Origin of the sequence: Algoriphagus locisalis, from assembly GCF_900116615.1 — a bacterium.
GTDB classification, from domain to species: Bacteria; Bacteroidota; Bacteroidia; order Cytophagales; family Cyclobacteriaceae; genus Algoriphagus; species Algoriphagus locisalis.
Map to the genome: position 1 here is coordinate 205,838 of NZ_FPBF01000009.1, position 16,256 is coordinate 222,093.

12 protein-coding genes are annotated in these 16,256 nt (G+C 40.7%); 8 read left to right on the plus strand and 4 right to left on the minus strand.

The features are described 5' to 3' along the window. The first annotated feature begins 281 nt into the window (after nucleotides 1–281). Both BM386_RS21455 and BM386_RS21460 read left to right on the plus strand, forming a co-directional pair. Nucleotides 282–650 carry a BlaI/MecI/CopY family transcriptional regulator gene (locus BM386_RS21455; protein WP_091697938.1) on the plus strand — a complete coding sequence of 123 codons (369 nt, stop codon included), beginning with the start codon at nucleotides 282–284 and terminating at the stop codon, nucleotides 648–650. Next, nucleotides 647–3,313, plus strand: a complete 2,667-nt coding sequence (locus BM386_RS21460) for a M56 family metallopeptidase (protein WP_091697939.1) — start codon at nucleotides 647–649, stop codon at nucleotides 3,311–3,313. Before BM386_RS21455 ends, BM386_RS21460 begins: the two co-directional genes overlap by 4 nt. Nucleotides 3,314–3,407: 94 nt before the next feature. On the opposite strand, the gene BM386_RS21465 is transcribed toward BM386_RS21460, so the two are convergent. Both BM386_RS21465 and BM386_RS21470 read right to left on the minus strand, forming a co-directional pair. Continuing rightward, nucleotides 3,408–4,523: a glycosyltransferase family protein gene (locus BM386_RS21465; RefSeq protein ID WP_091697941.1), complete on the minus strand. Its 1,116-nt coding sequence runs from the start codon at nucleotides 4,521–4,523 to the stop codon at nucleotides 3,408–3,410. Then, entirely contained in the window at nucleotides 4,520–5,395 is an 876-nt protein-coding gene (locus tag BM386_RS21470; RefSeq protein ID WP_091697942.1) for a UDP-2,3-diacylglucosamine diphosphatase, read from the minus strand. The genes BM386_RS21465 and BM386_RS21470 overlap by 4 nt, the downstream gene beginning before the upstream one ends. A 265-nt stretch (nucleotides 5,396–5,660) precedes the next feature. Between BM386_RS21470 and BM386_RS21475 the strand changes: the two genes are divergently transcribed. Then, nucleotides 5,661–8,138 (plus strand): S9 family peptidase, encoded by a 2,478-nt coding sequence (locus tag BM386_RS21475; RefSeq protein ID WP_091697944.1) that lies wholly within the window; start codon nucleotides 5,661–5,663, stop codon nucleotides 8,136–8,138. 205 nt (nucleotides 8,139–8,343) lie between these two features. After that, entirely contained in the window at nucleotides 8,344–8,994 is a 651-nt protein-coding gene (locus tag BM386_RS21480; RefSeq protein WP_091697946.1) for a bifunctional 4-hydroxy-2-oxoglutarate aldolase/2-dehydro-3-deoxy-phosphogluconate aldolase, read from the plus strand. Nucleotides 8,995–9,534: 540 nt separating this feature from the next. Here the strand turns inward: BM386_RS21480 and BM386_RS21485 are convergent. Together BM386_RS21485 and BM386_RS21490 are read right to left on the minus strand one after the other, a co-directional pair. Beyond that, on the minus strand, nucleotides 9,535–10,401 hold the full coding sequence (locus tag BM386_RS21485; protein ID WP_091697948.1) for an ROK family protein: 867 nt from the start codon (nucleotides 10,399–10,401) through the stop codon (nucleotides 9,535–9,537). 88 nt (nucleotides 10,402–10,489) lie between these two features. Continuing rightward, nucleotides 10,490–12,817: a PIG-L family deacetylase gene (locus tag BM386_RS21490; RefSeq protein WP_091697950.1), complete on the minus strand. Its 2,328-nt coding sequence runs from the start codon at nucleotides 12,815–12,817 to the stop codon at nucleotides 10,490–10,492. Between the two features lie 359 nt (nucleotides 12,818–13,176). On the opposite strand from BM386_RS21490, the gene BM386_RS21495 reads away from it, so the two are divergent. The 4 genes from BM386_RS21495 to BM386_RS21510 form a co-directional block, all read left to right on the plus strand. Next, nucleotides 13,177–13,665, plus strand: coding sequence for a gluconokinase (locus BM386_RS21495; RefSeq protein WP_091697951.1), 489 nt, complete (start codon nucleotides 13,177–13,179; stop codon nucleotides 13,663–13,665). Nucleotides 13,666–13,706: 41 nt separating this feature from the next. Further along, on the plus strand, nucleotides 13,707–14,846 hold the full coding sequence (locus tag BM386_RS21500; RefSeq protein ID WP_091697953.1) for an aldose epimerase family protein: 1,140 nt from the start codon (nucleotides 13,707–13,709) through the stop codon (nucleotides 14,844–14,846). Nucleotides 14,847–14,908: 62 nt separating this feature from the next. Beyond that, nucleotides 14,909–15,994 (plus strand): hypothetical protein, encoded by a 1,086-nt coding sequence (locus BM386_RS21505; protein WP_091697954.1) that lies wholly within the window; start codon nucleotides 14,909–14,911, stop codon nucleotides 15,992–15,994. A 6-nt stretch (nucleotides 15,995–16,000) separates the two neighbouring features. After that, nucleotides 16,001–16,256, plus strand: a 256-nt coding sequence (locus BM386_RS21510) for a transposase family protein (protein WP_139235956.1), incomplete at its 3' end; no start/stop codon positions are given.

Genomic DNA, 16,256 nt, shown 5'->3' on the forward strand with positions numbered 1-16,256 from the left:
TTATCAATTTCTATGAATTATAGCTTGATAAACCCTAATCCGTTACCCAATACTCCTGTTATTTTTTTGAATTGCTAATTAAACCTGCTTTCTGTTTAATTGTTGAATTTTCTAAAACTGGATGTTTCTGTTCTTGAACCTGATTTATTTCTCCTCTTTTTTAGATCTGTTAGAATGCACGAGGAAGGGCTTTCACAGAAATTAACTTCAATAATTTTAATCTACACTTGTAGATGAGATTTATTATTCTACATTTGTAGATGTAATTTAACCCAAAGGTAATGAAACTATCCAGAGCTGAAGAAGAACTAATGAATCATTTGTGGAGGCTAAAACGCGCTTTTATGAAGGATCTAATGGATTCCTATCCTGAACCTAAACCCGCATCCACAACTATTTCCACACTGCTGAAACGCATGCAAGACAAGGAATTTGTGGGGTATGAAGCGAATGGGAAATTGCGGGAATATTATCCGCTTGTTACTAAGGAAAGTTATTTTTCAAAGCATCTGAAAGGCTTGATCAAAAATTTCTTTAATGATTCGCCATCACAGTTTGCGTCTTTTTTTACCAAAAAGACCGAGCTCTCCGAAGAGGAGTTGTTAAATCTTAAGAGTATTATCGAAGACCAGCTAAATCAGAAAAAATGATCGTTTACTTACTCAAATCCATAGCTTGTTTGCTGCTGTTGCTTCTGGTTCACCGAGTACTTTTGCAGCGTGAAGTATTGCATAGATTCAACCGGTTCTTTCTGCTTTTTTCGGTAGTTGCCTCCTTTTTAATTCCACTTTATACCATCGAAGTTCCACAAGAAATAGCCTTCTCTGCAACGGAAGTGATTTCTGAGCCAGGTGTCATTGAAGCTGATCCATCTGACTTGATTACTGAGCCTGTTACCTTTGAAGCAACAAGTCAGGATCTTAATCAGGAGCAGGTGTTTGCTGCAATGCCTGAATCTCAATTTAATTGGGAATACCTTCTTTTTGGGCTTTATGGACTGATATCGCTTGTTTTCTTATTCCGGTTCGCCAGAAATATCAAAGTGCTGGTGAATAAAATCCAACGGAATATTAAGATTAAATACCGTGGCCAGACCTTGGTTTTATTGAAAGAAGAATCACTTCCATTTTCCTTCCTCAAGTATATTTTCGTGGCAGAATCAGATTTAGAAGATGGTAAGTTCACCGATGCTGTATTCGCTCACGAATCCACCCATATTCAGGAAAAGCACAGCTGGGATAACCTTTTCATTGAAGCCTTGCTTGTTCCATTTTGGTTTCATCCAGGCTTGCATTGGGCCAAAGCTAGCATCAAGCTTAATCATGAATTTATAGCGGACCAAATTGCTCTGCGCAGCACTCCATTGGAGAAATACGAAAGTCAATTACTTGCTATGATGCTTTCTGAGCAGAAATATGGTTTAGCGAGCAGTTTGAATTTTTCATTAACCAAAAAACGATTTGAAATGATGAAGAGAAAATCAAAGAATTCTAGTACCTGGATCAAGGTGATTGCTTTGGTTCCTATTTTGGGGGCTTTAGTTTACTTTTTCAGTGAACGAGTTGCGGCTCAGGCCGATGATACTACAAATGAAAGTGAAGTGTATGTAAACAATACAAATCAAAAATATCTCGAGCCTATGGATTTTGATTTGACTTTCACGCTGAAGCCAGATGGAGTAATTCTATTTGAAAATGAGAATTATGACTTGGACGCTGTAAAGGAGCTGATAAGCGAGACTAAAAAATCCCTAAATGCAGTAAAGATTAATTTGATCACTGATTCAGGAATTTCTATGGGAGACTTGAGTGATTTTCAGGCAGTATTGAGAAATCTGGATATTAGAAAAGTTTATTATGTGAAAACACATAGTGAAATAAACTTAGAAGGCGTAGTACAGGAAGAGCAGAAAGCTAGACTTTACAGTGAGGTTAGATTTCTAGTAGAAGATGTTCAAATGAATTATTTTTTTAAAAATTACTCGGAGCTCACAGATAAAGAGCGGTCTATGTTATTATCACCACCTTTGCCACCTCCAGGAATAAAAGAAGATGGTACAGTTACACCTTCTTTTGAGCATGAAACGGAAAATGAGGATTCTAAAATTCCCCACATCTTTTTCACTCCTGATGGCGATCCTTCTTTGAGCTATAGTCAATTCACAGAGTCATATGTAGAAGAAGTGACAAAACTGAAAAATGGAAAAGGATCGATTACTATTACTCCTGCTGCAATTTATTTGGTGGATATTTCAAATTATGCTAATCCAGCAGACTACTTTTTTCAAAAATTTGCGGAATATGAAAGCCTGAGAAGTAGCAAACCTCATTATGTCAATAAATCCAGAAAGGATCAGGCAATAATGGATGCGTTGTTTTTTGAATTAACAGCGTTATCATATCAGTTTAGTGAAGAAATAAGATCAGAATTAGGGGCACTTTTTAGTAATCAATATAGTCCTTTGGAAACACCAATTTTACCTTATGTCAAGCTAATTAAGGATGGGGAATTACAGTATAAAAAAAGGGATGAACTGAATGACGTTGAGCGACACTTATTACCTCCACCACACCCGCCACTGCCATCAGTTTGGGAAACTACTAAACCATCAGTATGGGAAGGTACTAAACCATCAAAACATGTTCCCGCTGACAAACAAAGTAGTGACCCTGTTGCGGATCAGAAAGTAGAAACTGCAGACAAATGGCCTCCGGGAATACAAGCAGCCAAAGAAAAGGAACATCTTGAATCTTACAACCTCGCCATGTTAGCCTACGAAGAACTTCGAAATCAAGCTCCGCATTTCGTAAAAAAGAATAAAGCTGAACAGGAAAAGCTAACAGAAATGTTTTCCGAGTTGGCCAGCATGTATTATCAGATGTCATTCTTCGAAAAGGCAAAACTTTGCCAGCCGTCTCCCCCTTTTGCACCATACTTGAAATTGGAGTCGAATGGAGAAGTATATTACAAATTAGCAAAGGATCTGACTGCTGAAGAGCTTGAAAAATATCCTCCACCTCCTCCGCCGCTTACTCCTGCAGACCAGATAGAGGACTACAAAAAGGTCTCTTACCAATATGAATTGATGCGTAACAAAGGGCGAAACGATGCCTCCCTGTCCATGGAAGAGCGAAACTCTTTGTTCCTACTATACAATGAGCTTCAATTAAAATTCCTGAGAATGGGTGCTCCGGAAAGGAGACAAGTCAAAATGGTCAATTTCCCGTATTACCGCGTAGAGGAAAATGGAAAGAATGTATTCAAAGCAGTATCTGAGCTCACCCCAGAGCAAAGAGCTTTGAACAATTGCTAGTTAAACCTGCCAGGTTTTTCGTTCTGGATAGGATAACTTGAAACAGTAGATTAAATCTTATCCATATAAACCTGGCAGGTTTTGGTTAATAAAATCAAGAGAATGACTGAGTCAGGATAAAATCTGATTCAGTCAATTTTGTTTCAGGGAGAATTTGAAGGAAAATAGCTGGCCAGTGACTTTCCCAGTTGCGAAAGGAATTCTCAACGATTGGTTTTGTCTGAATCATCTTTTCCAGTTGGGCAAAATCAAAGTTGTCCGAAGCAATCCCGGCTCCTGAATGTACCGTATCCAGTGCATTGCAAGCCTGTTCGTATTGACCTTCTACAGGGATGACCATTACGGGCTTTCCCAGATACATCGCTTCGCAAATAGATTCAAATCCCGCCGTACTCACAAGCCCCTTGCAGGCGGCCATATCTCTCAGGAAATTTTGGTCATGAACTTTATGGAAACTCAAATTGGGTAAGCGTTGCTCCGTTTCAGCCGCATCTTTTTTGTCCCAATAGGCGCGGATGTTCAGTTGTGGATTTGCTTTAGCAAAGGAAATAACCTCATCTCCATAGCCAGAATTGACCATATAGGTGAGATAAAAATCTCCGGAAGTTGGAGTTAGGTTTTTGACTTGTTCCCGGAGTAGGGGAGGGACTACCGTGATTTGATCAGTAGATTCCAACTCGTAGAAGGAAAGTGCCAATTTTTGGCTAGCCCCTAAAGCTGTCATCCGGGTATTGAACTTGAAAAAGAATTTGTCCTGACCCTTTGAGGGAGCAAACTGAAACTCGGGGTGGTGAATCAAATACTGATGCCCTATCACCCAATATTCCACTTTTGGCCTGAAAATACCATTGTAAAGCCCACCCAATAAATCATAAAAATTCAGGATGATATCAGGTTGCCCGGTTTGAACTACCTCATGAATTTCCTTTAGGCTTCGCCAAAAAGTAGCAGCTTTAGTAAGATTTTGTCGAATAGTCTTTCCTATCAAAATCTTCTTTTCAGCTTTGTCGCATGCGAAATTTGGACTTTCTACCAAATGAATCGGAGCAGCTATTTCCCGGGTAAAAAACTCTGGAATCGCTCTACGTTTGCTTTTCCCTACAATTACTCCGGCCAGTTCATGCCCTTGTTTTTTGAGCATATTGGAAAAGGCAATGGCCTGAGTCATATGTCCCCGGCCTTCACCTTGAACTATGAATACAAACTTCATTGGATAGAAGTGAAAGCAGGTGGTTCGAGATCATCTTTTGGAGCTTCAAATGAAACTTCCCGAAACGGAACCACTGAAGGCTCGGGCCTGCCAATGAAGAACTGATTAAGACTATCGTCTTTTGCTTCTTTGAAGTTAATTTCATTGTAATAGATCAGCTGCCAGTTCCCATCATGATCTTCTGCCAAGGCACTCATTGTTTCTACCCAGTCACCGGAATTTAGGTAGTGGATTCCTTCGATGTCTCTATTTTCGGGCTTGTGAATATGACCACAGATGATGCCATCGCAGCCTTTAGCTTTCGCCATTTTTGCTAGTTCCTCCTCGTATTGATCGATGTAGGACACGGCAGATTTTACTTTTCCTTTCACATACTGGGAAAGGGAGAAATAGGGGAGTCCACGCTTAATGCGGTAGTGATTGACCACGCTATTCAGCCAAAGTAGAAACGTGTAGCCAATATCCCCCAGATAAGCTATCCAGCGAAGATTTGTCGTAATGCTGTCAAATACGTCACCGTGGGTGATGAAGTATTTCTTTCCGTGGCTTTCGTATATCATGTCTTTCTGAATCGACAGATTTCCCATTTGGAAGGGGAGAATCTGATCCAGAAAATCGTCATGATTTCCTCGCAGGTAATAGACTTTGGTCTGGTGACTTTCGATCATTTTCAGAATCCTGTTGAAGAAGCGGGTGTGCTTTCTTTTCCAGGAGCCTGATTTTTTGAGTTGCCAGCCGTCGATAATGTCCCCATTGAGAATGAGGTTTTCGCAGTTGTACTGCTTGAGGAATCGGGCGATCTCTTTGGCTTTCGAACCCTTAGTGCCCAGATGTACGTCAGAGACGACGATAGTTTTGAAGTGGGTTTTCACTCTATTGGTTTTGGTTGAAAGGTATAACCTCCAATTGAACTCAGTGTCAGTGGATTATTAAAAAAATAGTAAGATTACGTAGGTTTTTAGCTCTAATGTAATCCCAGTGTTAAAAACATATTAAAAAGCCTGTTCTGACAATAAAAATTTGGGTTAAAAAGCCAATTGCTCCTGAAGTTGCGTGAATGCGCCGGTGATTTTTATACTAGTGGTTGGACTAGTGGGTGAAGATTGATTTAGATTCGTTTTCCCAAATAGAACAACTATGAAACACACCTTACTCGCATTTGCGTTCTTATTACTTTTTCAGAATGCCTTCTCCCAGGAGCAGGTTTATTCGGGTAATTATGAACTTGCAGCTAGATTCTCTCCTGAGAAAATGAAAAAACTGGTTTTCTCAACCCGAGTTGACCCACATTGGCTAAAGAAGTCTGACCGCTTTTGGTACGAATTTGAAACCAGCAATGGGAAAAACTGGTACATCGTGGATCCGGTTCGCAAGACCAAAAACCAACTTTTCGACACCGATAAACTGGCAATGGAGATCATGAAAATCACCAAAGATCCAGTGGATGGCCAGCATTTGAAGTTGGAGGATCTGAAGTTTTTGGAAGATGAAAATACGATCAAATTCAAAGTAAAAGGTACTGAAGAAGTGTTAAAAAAGGATTGGGATGAAATCAAAGAGAAGAACAAAAGCGCTAAGGACTCCCTAGAGAAAAAGACGTTTGTTTTTCATTACGATATAGGCAATCAGCAACTTACCGAGATTACAGACGCTCCAAAAGATCCAGAGCGTCTGTCTTGGGCTAACATAGCACCAGATTCTTCCAAGGTGCTTTTTGCGAAGCATAATAACCTCTACTGGATGGATAAGGAGAACTTCCTGAAAGCTGTGAAAGATGAAAAAGACAGCACTATCGTGGAGCATCAGTTGACTGAGGACGGCGAGGAAAACTTCGAGTATGGATCCAGCGGCAGAGGTGAGGATAACGAGGAGACGGAGAAGAATAAGGATAAGAGAAAGCGAGCTGGAGCCTATTGGAGCTCGGATTCCAAGCAATTTGTGATGACCAGAACTGATCAGCGCAAGGTGAAAGATCTTTGGGTGATACACAGCACAAAGAATCCTCGGCCTACACTTGAAACCTACAAGTATGCTATGCCTGGTGAGAAGGAACAGCCAATTACTTATTTGCTGCACTATTCATTTGATACCGAAGAGCTGTCTAATCTTCCAGTTGGGACATTTAAAGATCAGTCACTAAACGTGTATAATTCCAATTCCCTAGAAAGTTCAAGAGACGATGATTTCCGACCGGTAACTTGGCTCGGCGATATGGATGAGTTTTATTTTGCTGTTACATCCAGAGATTTGAAGCGAGTGGATATCTGTAGATGGAATCTGAAAACGAATGAAAAAGAAGTGGTAATTGAGGAGCGTAGCAATTCTTATATTGACTTCTTGAAGCCTGAGATTTTAGACAATGAAATCATCTGGTGGTCTGAGCGGGATGGCTGGGGACATTTCTATTTGTATGGAAAAGATGGTTCCTTCAAGCGTCAGTTGACTTCTGGAGCATTTCACACGGATCGGGTAGCTCGAGTGGATGAGAAGGGTAGAAAATTGTATTTCGTAGCAAATGGTAGGGAAGAAGGCGAAGATCCATATTATGAGCATTTGTATAGCGTGACCTTGGATGGAGGTGCGATTTCCCTATTGAATTCAGGCGACTTCAACCATTCCAGCGAAATCAATGATGGCGCTACGTTTTTTGTTGATAATTACAGCAGAGTGAATACAGTTCCCGTTGCCGTGTTGAAAGATAAGTCAGGAAATAAGGTGATGGACTTGGAGACGGTTGACCTTTCCAATCTTTTTGCCACAGGCTACCAATTTCCGGAGCCGTTTACCTTCAAAGCTGACGATGGAATCACAGATCTTTATGGAGTGATGTATAAGCCGTTTGATTTTGACTCTACCCGCAAGTATCCAATCATCGAGTACGTATATCCGGGCCCTCAAACTGAAGCCGTTGACAAGGCATTCTCAGCCAGATTAGACAGAACTGATCGCTTGGCTCAGTTTGGTTTTGTTGTGATTACGCTAGGCAATAGAGGAGGGCACCCAGGTCGCTCGAAGTGGTACCATAATTATGGTTATGGAGATTTGAGAGATTATGGTTTGGCGGATAAAAAAGCTGCGGTGGAGCAATTGGCTGATCGCTACGATTTCATCGATAAATCAAAAGTTGGTATTCACGGACACTCAGGAGGAGGATTTATGTCCACGGCTGCGATGTTGGTTTATCCTGACTTTTTCAAAGTTGCGGTTTCCTCTGCTGGAAATCATGATAATAGCGTATATAACCGCTGGTGGTCTGAGAAGCATCACGGTGTAAAAGAGCAGATCAATGCCAAAGGAGACACGACTTTCATCTACCAGATCGATAAGAATCCTGAATTGGCAAAGAACCTAAAAGGTCGCTTGATGCTTTCCCATGGCAGTACAGATAATAATGTGCATCCTGCGAATACTACACGAATGGCCAACGCGCTAATCAAAGCGGGGAAACGATTTGAATTGGTCGTCCTGCCAGATCAGAGACATGGCTATGGGGATATGACGGAGTACTTCTTCTGGAAAATGGGGGATTACTTTGTACAGCATTTATTGGGAGACAATACGCCGCCTCCGGTGGATATGGTGGAAATGCAACGGGATAAACCGCTGACGAAATAAAGAATTTGTGGTTTGTGATGACACAAACCACGGCTTTAGAAATTTGAGATTTGAAATTGAGGCCCGATTCTGAGAAGGATCGGGCTTTTGTATGTAAAAGCAGAGTTTGACCTAGGCGTTTCTGGAGATTTAATACTTGAATTTATCCAGCAGTTTTTATCTTGTTGAATCAAGCTGAGTTCATACGCTAGAGACTCCAAACCACATGAATGATACAAATACACATTTTTGGGAAAAATTTAACAGTGCGCCAATTGTAGGGATTATTAGAGGTCAATCTCTGGATGTGGTTTTGAAAATAGCAGAAGCTTACCAAGCAGCCGGACTTACGACGCTTGAAGTGACGATGAATACACCTGGCGCAGTTTCCATGATTTCAAGGTTGAGGAATGAATTTCCTGCTTTAACTATCGGAGCAGGGACAGTTTGCAACTTGACCCAACTAAAAGAAGCCGTCGCTGCGGGAGCTCAGTTTATTGTCACTCCTATTTTAGATGAAAATGTCATCAAGCATGCGGTGGATGAAAATATTCCAATTTTCCCAGGTGCTTTTTCTCCCACAGAAATCTACAAAGCATGGTCACTGGGAGCATCGGCTGTAAAAGTGTTCCCAGCTACGAACCTCGGCGTAGAATTTATCAAGGACGTACTTGGGCCGCTGGATCAAATAAAACTACTTCCTACTGGAGGCGTGTCAAAGTTAAATATCAAGTCATTTTTTGAAGCAGGAGCTTGTGGTGTGGGAATGGGGAGTTCGCTGATTGATAAAAAGCTGGTGGAAGCAGGAGACTTTGAAGGACTGAAAAAGCACTTTGAGAGCTTTAAAGCTGAGATAAAGGAGTTTGTAAAAGGCTAAAGAAATTTTCAATGTTGAATGATCAAATTCAATGGTCAAGGAGGCTAAGAAGTGAGTTTAGGCTTCTTTTTTACCACAAAGTAAGAAAGTTCACAAAGGGATAAATCGGTTAACTGTGCTCTGTGCGTTACCACTGTGCACTTCCGTGATTAAAAAAAATTCAATGTGCAATAATCATATTCAAGGGTCAAGGAGGCTGAAAAGCTAGTTTTTGGTTCTTTTTTTTATGTATATCCGCTTTTCTGCATGTAATGAGACTAAAGCATTATAGGGTTTGGCCAAAATTAGCATTGAGGCTACTTCGGTCACTGGTCATCGGTCTTCCAGCCTGATAAGCAAAGAAAAAGAGGTCACTGGCATCATTGCGGATAATCAGACTTTTTTTTATCCCAAACAAAGTTTACAAAGTGTTAGAACAATAAGTTGCGGCCTCTGCGTCACCCTCAGTGCCCACAGTGGTTAAAATACCGTAATTCATAAAAAAAAAGTGGCCTTACATGAAAGCCACCTTTTTACAACTACAAACCAATTTATATCTATCTAATTATTTACTACTTCGTTTTCATTTTCTAATTCCACTAGTGCCACAGCTCCATGAATGGCTGTCTCATCCATTTCTGAAAGTAAAATCTCAAATCTTTCTATCACCGTTGGGTAATTGAAAGTCGAAAGGGACTTGTAAAGTGATTCTTTGAAAAGCGGGTATGTTTTTCTAATGGATCCACCCAAAATCACAGCCTCTGGGGCTAAGGCATATAAGATGTGTTTAATAAGTTCGCCCAAATGATGACCATATTCATTGAAAGCTTTTAATGCTATTGGATCCCCAGCCACAGCCAATTTGGCTAAAGCCTTTGGTTTTTTGTGGTAGAAACGTTCGAAGAATTTTCCGCTGCAATAGTGCTCAAAATCTTTGTCCAAATAAGTAGAGCTGCACCATTCGCCTGCGGCAGAATTCACTCCACTGTATAAATGTCCATTGATGACTATACCGCCACCAATTCCGGTCCCGAGGGTCAGTCCTACCAGATGGTTGAACTTTCGGCCTACGCCAAACTTATGTACTCCTGATGCAAAGCAGTTTGCATCATTATTAATAAAGACAGGTTTTCCAAAGCGCTCTGTTAGAAATTTCTTAAGTTCAACATGTTGAAAAGCAGGGATATTTGAAAGACCTAATACGATACCTTCACGTGCATCAACTAATCCTGGAATTCCAATTCCGATGCCTACTAAGTCATATTCGAAATAAGAATCGATAAATTCTGCTATGGTATCTAGGATGAACTCTTTGCTTTCTAACGCAGGTGTAGCAATGGATCGGATGTCCTCCAGGTGTCCATTAATTAGCACCCCTCCTTTTATCCCGGTGCCTCCAATATCTAATCCCAAAATGGCTTTTTCCATTCGCTACAAATAATATGGTTGATAGGTTTAATGCAAAGCTGCGATTGCCTAGGTTCTCAAACAACCACAGCTTTTATTATATTCCCAATTAAAGCATTCCTTCAATTGATTTTTCTAATTCTCTTGCAGTAGCCAGGAATTCTTCCACGTTCATATCACGGAAGAAAATCAGCCCATGGCTCGCTCTAACTTGTGCACGTTCGTGCTGGTAGAAGTAATTCTTACCCAATAGGAGCTGAATTGCGTCCAGTTGATCTACCCAAATTCTTTTGGCAACAGTGCTGAATTTACCATTGTGAGAGTAGCTAGGGAAAGAAGCATTCACCTGGCTCAGGTAGCAATTGGCAAAGGAATCCTCCATCACAGACATATCGCCCAATGATACAGGAACGATCACATTAGCCTCATGCGGCTCAAATTTGAACCAAACGTTTCTATATCCAATGATTCTCAGCTCACTGATATCCTTCTCTTCACCCCACTTTTTCACTGCCGCTGCAGTTGCCTGAAGGACTTTGTAGTGAGTGTCTGGTCCGGAACCTTCTGGATCAAGCGTTAAACTAATCTTTGTAGGGTTCACTTTTCTAAACATTTCCACGATCGGTTCCACGTCGCGATCTTTGTCCGGTTGCTCGGTGAAAATATCACCCGTGTAGAAACCAAGTCTCAGGTGATGGACATTTTTCACTTGTACTCCAAAGTGTGCCCAAACTAGCTCTTCTTCAAACTCTCGGATCATGCCTTTCAGCTTCTGAACTTTGGCGGAGTTTTTCTCTCCGTCGTAGCTGTTTTTCAGAATGCTGATTACATCGTTAATCGTATCACGCAACTGCGTTTTATCTTTAATATCATACACAATCACCAGCGCTCTTACCACCCGGTGGCAAAGTCCTCTCAAGCGCTGATCCGCATTTTCTGAGGCGACGTTAGTAAGGTAATGATAGACATCCTTATCAGTTTTTAAGCTATAGCCTACTTCAAAGAAATCTTCAAAATGAACCATCTGTATCTTTCCATTATCCAGCAGTCTTTTGGTAGCGAGCAGGGTGTCGATTACAAACGTGTTTGTAACTGCTGTAAAGCCAGATGTCAATACAGAGAAGTGAGCTTCGTTACTTGGCTCATGCAGCTGATTGGTAATGTGAGGTAAAATACCAAGAGAAATATCATCGTGGTGTGGTCCAGTATGAAGAAGTACTTCATTACTTTCCTGCTCTAATCCTTTAGAAAGCTTGTTTTCAATGCTTTTCATGACCTGATTTACGGTCTCTTCAGATAGATCAGGAATTAATCTGGTGTACTTATCTGCTTTAAGGTCTGACAATTTTATTCTGTGACCGTATTTTCCGAGCTTCTTACAAAGATCGATTACAGATCGCTCGGTTTTTTCCCAAGTCCATTCACCTTTTTCGTAATAGGCATCTACTGAGTCGGTAAGTTTTACCCCAGCACCTTTGGTGAGGTAGAATCGGCCATTTTTTAGTTTCTGAAGAACGGTGCCTGGGAATACATTGTTTAGTGGAGTTTCAAGCGAATCTTTTACGATTCCGGCTTTTGCCTCACCCGCTGCAATAATAATTGCTACTGCATCTGGATTGTAAACAATAGTATCTAATCCAATCGTAATCACCAGTCTATTGGATGAGACTTCGATTCCTCCAAGATCACCTGCTGCTACGGCTTGGGTTTCAAAGTTAGTTTCCGTCAATCTGGTGACTGAAAACAAATGAGAGCCTCTAGTATTGAAGGCAATATGACCATCTGGGCCTATTCCGCCTAGGAAGAAACCAATTCCACCAGCATCTCTGATTTTCTGCTCGTATTCTCCACACCATTGGTCGATCATGTAGATTGACTGCTGCTGTAATTTTTCAAGATCATTTTGTGGATCGCGGAATCTCAGGGAAAGATCTACTTTCAAGTCAGGAAAAACTTCCTTAAAATGAAGGCCGTTGGCCAAAGGGATCTCATCCGAATTGATCAGGATGGCTTTTTCTTTTGATAGTCCAAATCCTTGGATATAAAACTTGTTGACGTAATCGAAAAAGCTGTTGTTCTGCTTAGCGGAAATAGGGTAAAATTCATCGATCTGAACAAATGTCAAATCTTTCAAAACTGGCTTCTTGGTGTTTCCAAGGCCATATTTTTCCCTTACGTCCTTCCCTTTTTTAGTTTCCCAATTTGTAAGTAAGAACTGGGTCCATTTGATAAAAAATTCCGGAGTCTTCCCAGTTGGCAAACTGATCACCCCTTCAGGGTTAGCTGCGGCCCACTCCAAAAAGCGGCAGGCTGTGAGCAAGCCAAGTTTAGGAAAATTGTCAACTTGAAGGTAGGGAATTAGGGTGCTGATTTTCTCTACACCAGATTCCTGAAGAAAACTTTTTTCAACATCTGAAAGCGGATACTTACTAAGCATACTGTTTGGACAGGTTTGTTTATAGGGACTTTGTTAACAATCAATTACTTAAGCAAAGAGTAATGTGAGTTGTTCAAGATCGGCTCGTAAATGTGCTCCTCATATTCTTTTGGAGAATACTTACCGTCTGAATGTTTTTACTCTAGTAACTTATGTAAACAAATCTAAAAAATGTTTTTTAATAATTCGATCTTTTATAAAAATTTTATAAAAGTTTTATCACTCAACTTGTGATCATCAAGATTGATCTTTCTCAATCAGTATTTCTATTCTCGACTTTTGAACAAGGATACTTACTGATTTATATCATTGAGCTCGTAAGGAATAAACTTATTTTTTTTATTCCGTAACTTTGATTTATGCTAATAATCGTAACAGGCGTCTCAGGAACAGGGAAAACTACCATAGGTTCAGGATTAGCCTCCGCATTTGACTTGCCATTTTTTGACGCTGATAATTTTCACCCAAAAGAAAATATTGAGAAAATGAGTCAGGGCTTTCCTCTCAACGACGAGGATAGAATGCCTTGGCTTCAGGCTTTAGCGGATATTTTGGATGAGCATGAGAAAACTGGAGGGGCAGTTTTAGCCTGCTCTGCACTGAAGGAAGCGTACCGGGAAATGCTGCAGGTTCGGGATGATGTTCGTTGGATTCATCTAAAGGGTGACCGGGAATTGATCTGGAGAAGGATGCTTGCTCGAAAAAATCACTACATGAAAGCTACCATGCTTGACTCGCAATTTGCTACTTGGGAGGAACCGGCGTATGGTTTGAAGCTGAATATTTCGCATACTCCTGAAGAAATGCTAACCATAGCCTTGAAGTATCTTGGAGTTCCGACCCACTAGTTTGAAGTAGCAGTCCATCATTTACCATTTTCCCAAAACCCATGATCCCCAAAAAACCTTTTATAGTTTTCTTCTTAGCTAGTTTAGCCATATGCACCAGCCTTGCCCAGACCAAATCCACTATAATCCAGGAAGCATCCGCTCTTTCTATAAAAGCTGAAAAAGTTGGGGTATGGGAGGGGAAGGATGTTTTTAAGTACACCCTAGAGAATGGAAATATGCAAGTAGAACTTACCAACTTTGGAGGGATTATTTCGAGGATTTATGCTCCTGACAAAAATGGGAAACGAGAAAACATCGTACTGGCACTGGAAAATGTGCCTGATTACTTTACCAAGAATGGACCATACCTAGGAGCTGCAATAGGTCGCTATGCAAACAGAATTGGGGGAGCATCGGTTGAGTTGGACGGAGAAACTTTCCACATTACTAAAAATAATGGTGCTAATACACTTCATGGTGGAGCAAAAGGCTTTGGAGTGAAGGTTTGGAAACCAGAGATTTATAAAAGGGAGGATGCCGTAGGAGTGAAAATGACTTACTTGAGTGTGGATGGGGAAGAAGGTTTTCCAGGAAATCTATTGACAACTCTCTGGATGGAATTGACTGCGGACAATGAGTTGAAACTTCTGTTTGAATCTACCACAGATAAAATGACAGTAGTAAATCTCACCAACCATTCTTATTTCAATCTGAATGGTATTACAGGAGATGTGCGTGACCATGAAGTTCAGATTTTTGCAGATGCCATTACGCCTGGTGGGCCTGGTCAGATTCCTACCGGAGAAATAAAAAGCATTGCTGGAACTCCCTTTGATTTTCAAACTCCAAAAAACTTAGGTGTACAATTGGATGCTTTGGGTGAAGGTTTTGACCATAATTATGTTACCAAGAGGGAGAACTCCTCTGAGCTGAAGAAGATTGCGATTGTTAAACATCCTGCGAGTGGTCGAGTGTTGCAAGTTTTCTCCACTGCTCCTGGATTGCAGTTTTACACAGCTAATCATGTGCGAAATTTTGCCGGAGCTGACGGAAAGACCTATCAGCCCCACTGGGCGCTTTGTATGGAGCCTCAAGCGTGGCCTGACAGCCCAAACAAACCAACTTTTCCTTCTACTTCATTGGCTCCGGGAGAAAAGCATGTGCATGAGATTGTATATAAGTTCGATACTGAGTTTTAAAAGCAGGTTTTAGTTTATTTTTTAAAACTATTTCATTAGCTTGGTTTTCAATTAACTAACCCATGGAAAACCTGCTAACTAGAACCGCGCTCTCCTTATGCGCCACTTTTTTGTCATTCACTCTTTCTGCCCAAGAATATACATTTAAAAAAGTAAGAGAAATCCGTGTAGAGAGTCTTGCTAAAGTGGGAATTAGGGATTTTGATCCTCAGCAAAATATTTATGCTGGTTACATTGATAAGGGTTCCGCTGGAGTTGAGCTGGCTATTTTTGATTCAGAAGGGAAAATACTAGCCAATCAAAAGCGTGAGGGAGAGGGCCCGGAAGATTACAGGTCGTCGGCACTGACTATGGGTTTTTCGCCTGATGGGAATATATGGGTACAAACTTCAATTGAGCTTTTGAAATACGACTTAAAGTTCAATTTAATTAATAGAGTGAAGTTTGAACCGAAGAGTACTACTGTCGTGTATTCTGGGCCATGGTCCAAGTTTATTCCACTAAATAAGGGCTCACAAGTATCATTTATTACTTCTGCTTCCAATATGGGTATTAATACGGGGCCTGAATGGATTCCATCAAAAACCAAAATGGTGGAATTTTATGATGCTAGTAGTAAATCTATTCAGTCGGAAGTCTTGTTGTCTAGTAGAAAAGTTTATCAGGGAATCGAAAATGAAGAATTTCCAGCAGTTGCTATTCCTATTTTTTCTTTAGATGATAGGAATGGAGATTTATATTTCACTACTTCTATTGACAATGAAATCACAGTTTACAATCCTATCAACTGGAATGTAATTCAAAGAATCCCAGTCAAGCATGAATTCTTTAAAGCCTTGGATGATATACCGCTAAAAGAGTCAAATTTGGGTTCTAGAAATAAATCACCGCTTTTTTCTAGGAATCAAGAAATTTTAAAGTTCGACTCCGATTTACTGGGACTTATCTATGTAAAAGAGATTTCAGAAGCAGCGAATGAACTGAGGAAAAGTAATGGAGAAACTTTTTGGATGCGTGATCCCGAATTTCAAAGAGTAATACTTTTTAAGAACGGAGTCCAGCTACCAGGTGAGCTGACCATTCCTTCCGGGTTGATTCAAATGACTTTGCCAAATAATAGAGTTTTGGTGCAGGGAAATCGCTTTTAAAAATCGTTGAAATTTAAGAATTATTGGATATTTTTGGGAGTGGTCAAAAAAATGGCCAATCCAGATTTAGACCAGAAAGTACACCCGGCTTTCTCCTCATTTTTTTCAGAATTGAAAGATCCCCGACGTATAGCCAAAGGCAACCACCTTTACCCTCTTGATGAAATCCTGTTCCTTTCCATTGCCGCTGTTGTCAGCGGGATGGATAGCTGGACGACCATCAGTCTTTTTGGTCGTGCCAAGCTTGACTGGCTTCGCAGAT

Coding starts and splice junctions, on each gene's coding strand:
- BM386_RS21455 (WP_091697938.1), top strand. CDS start 282: ATGAAACTATCCAGAGCTGAAGAAGAACTAATGAATCATTTGTGGAGG.
- BM386_RS21460 (WP_091697939.1), top strand. CDS start 647: ATGATCGTTTACTTACTCAAATCCATAGCTTGTTTGCTGCTGTTGCTT.
- BM386_RS21465 (WP_091697941.1), bottom strand. CDS start 4,523: ATGAAGTTTGTATTCATAGTTCAAGGTGAAGGCCGGGGACATATGACT.
- BM386_RS21475 (WP_091697944.1), top strand. CDS start 5,661: ATGAAACACACCTTACTCGCATTTGCGTTCTTATTACTTTTTCAGAAT.
- BM386_RS21480 (WP_091697946.1), top strand. CDS start 8,344: ATGAATGATACAAATACACATTTTTGGGAAAAATTTAACAGTGCGCCA.
- BM386_RS21485 (WP_091697948.1), bottom strand. CDS start 10,401: ATGGAAAAAGCCATTTTGGGATTAGATATTGGAGGCACCGGGATAAAA.
- BM386_RS21490 (WP_091697950.1), bottom strand. CDS start 12,817: ATGCTTAGTAAGTATCCGCTTTCAGATGTTGAAAAAAGTTTTCTTCAG.
- BM386_RS21495 (WP_091697951.1), top strand. CDS start 13,177: ATGCTAATAATCGTAACAGGCGTCTCAGGAACAGGGAAAACTACCATA.
- BM386_RS21500 (WP_091697953.1), top strand. CDS start 13,707: ATGATCCCCAAAAAACCTTTTATAGTTTTCTTCTTAGCTAGTTTAGCC.
- BM386_RS21505 (WP_091697954.1), top strand. CDS start 14,909: ATGGAAAACCTGCTAACTAGAACCGCGCTCTCCTTATGCGCCACTTTT.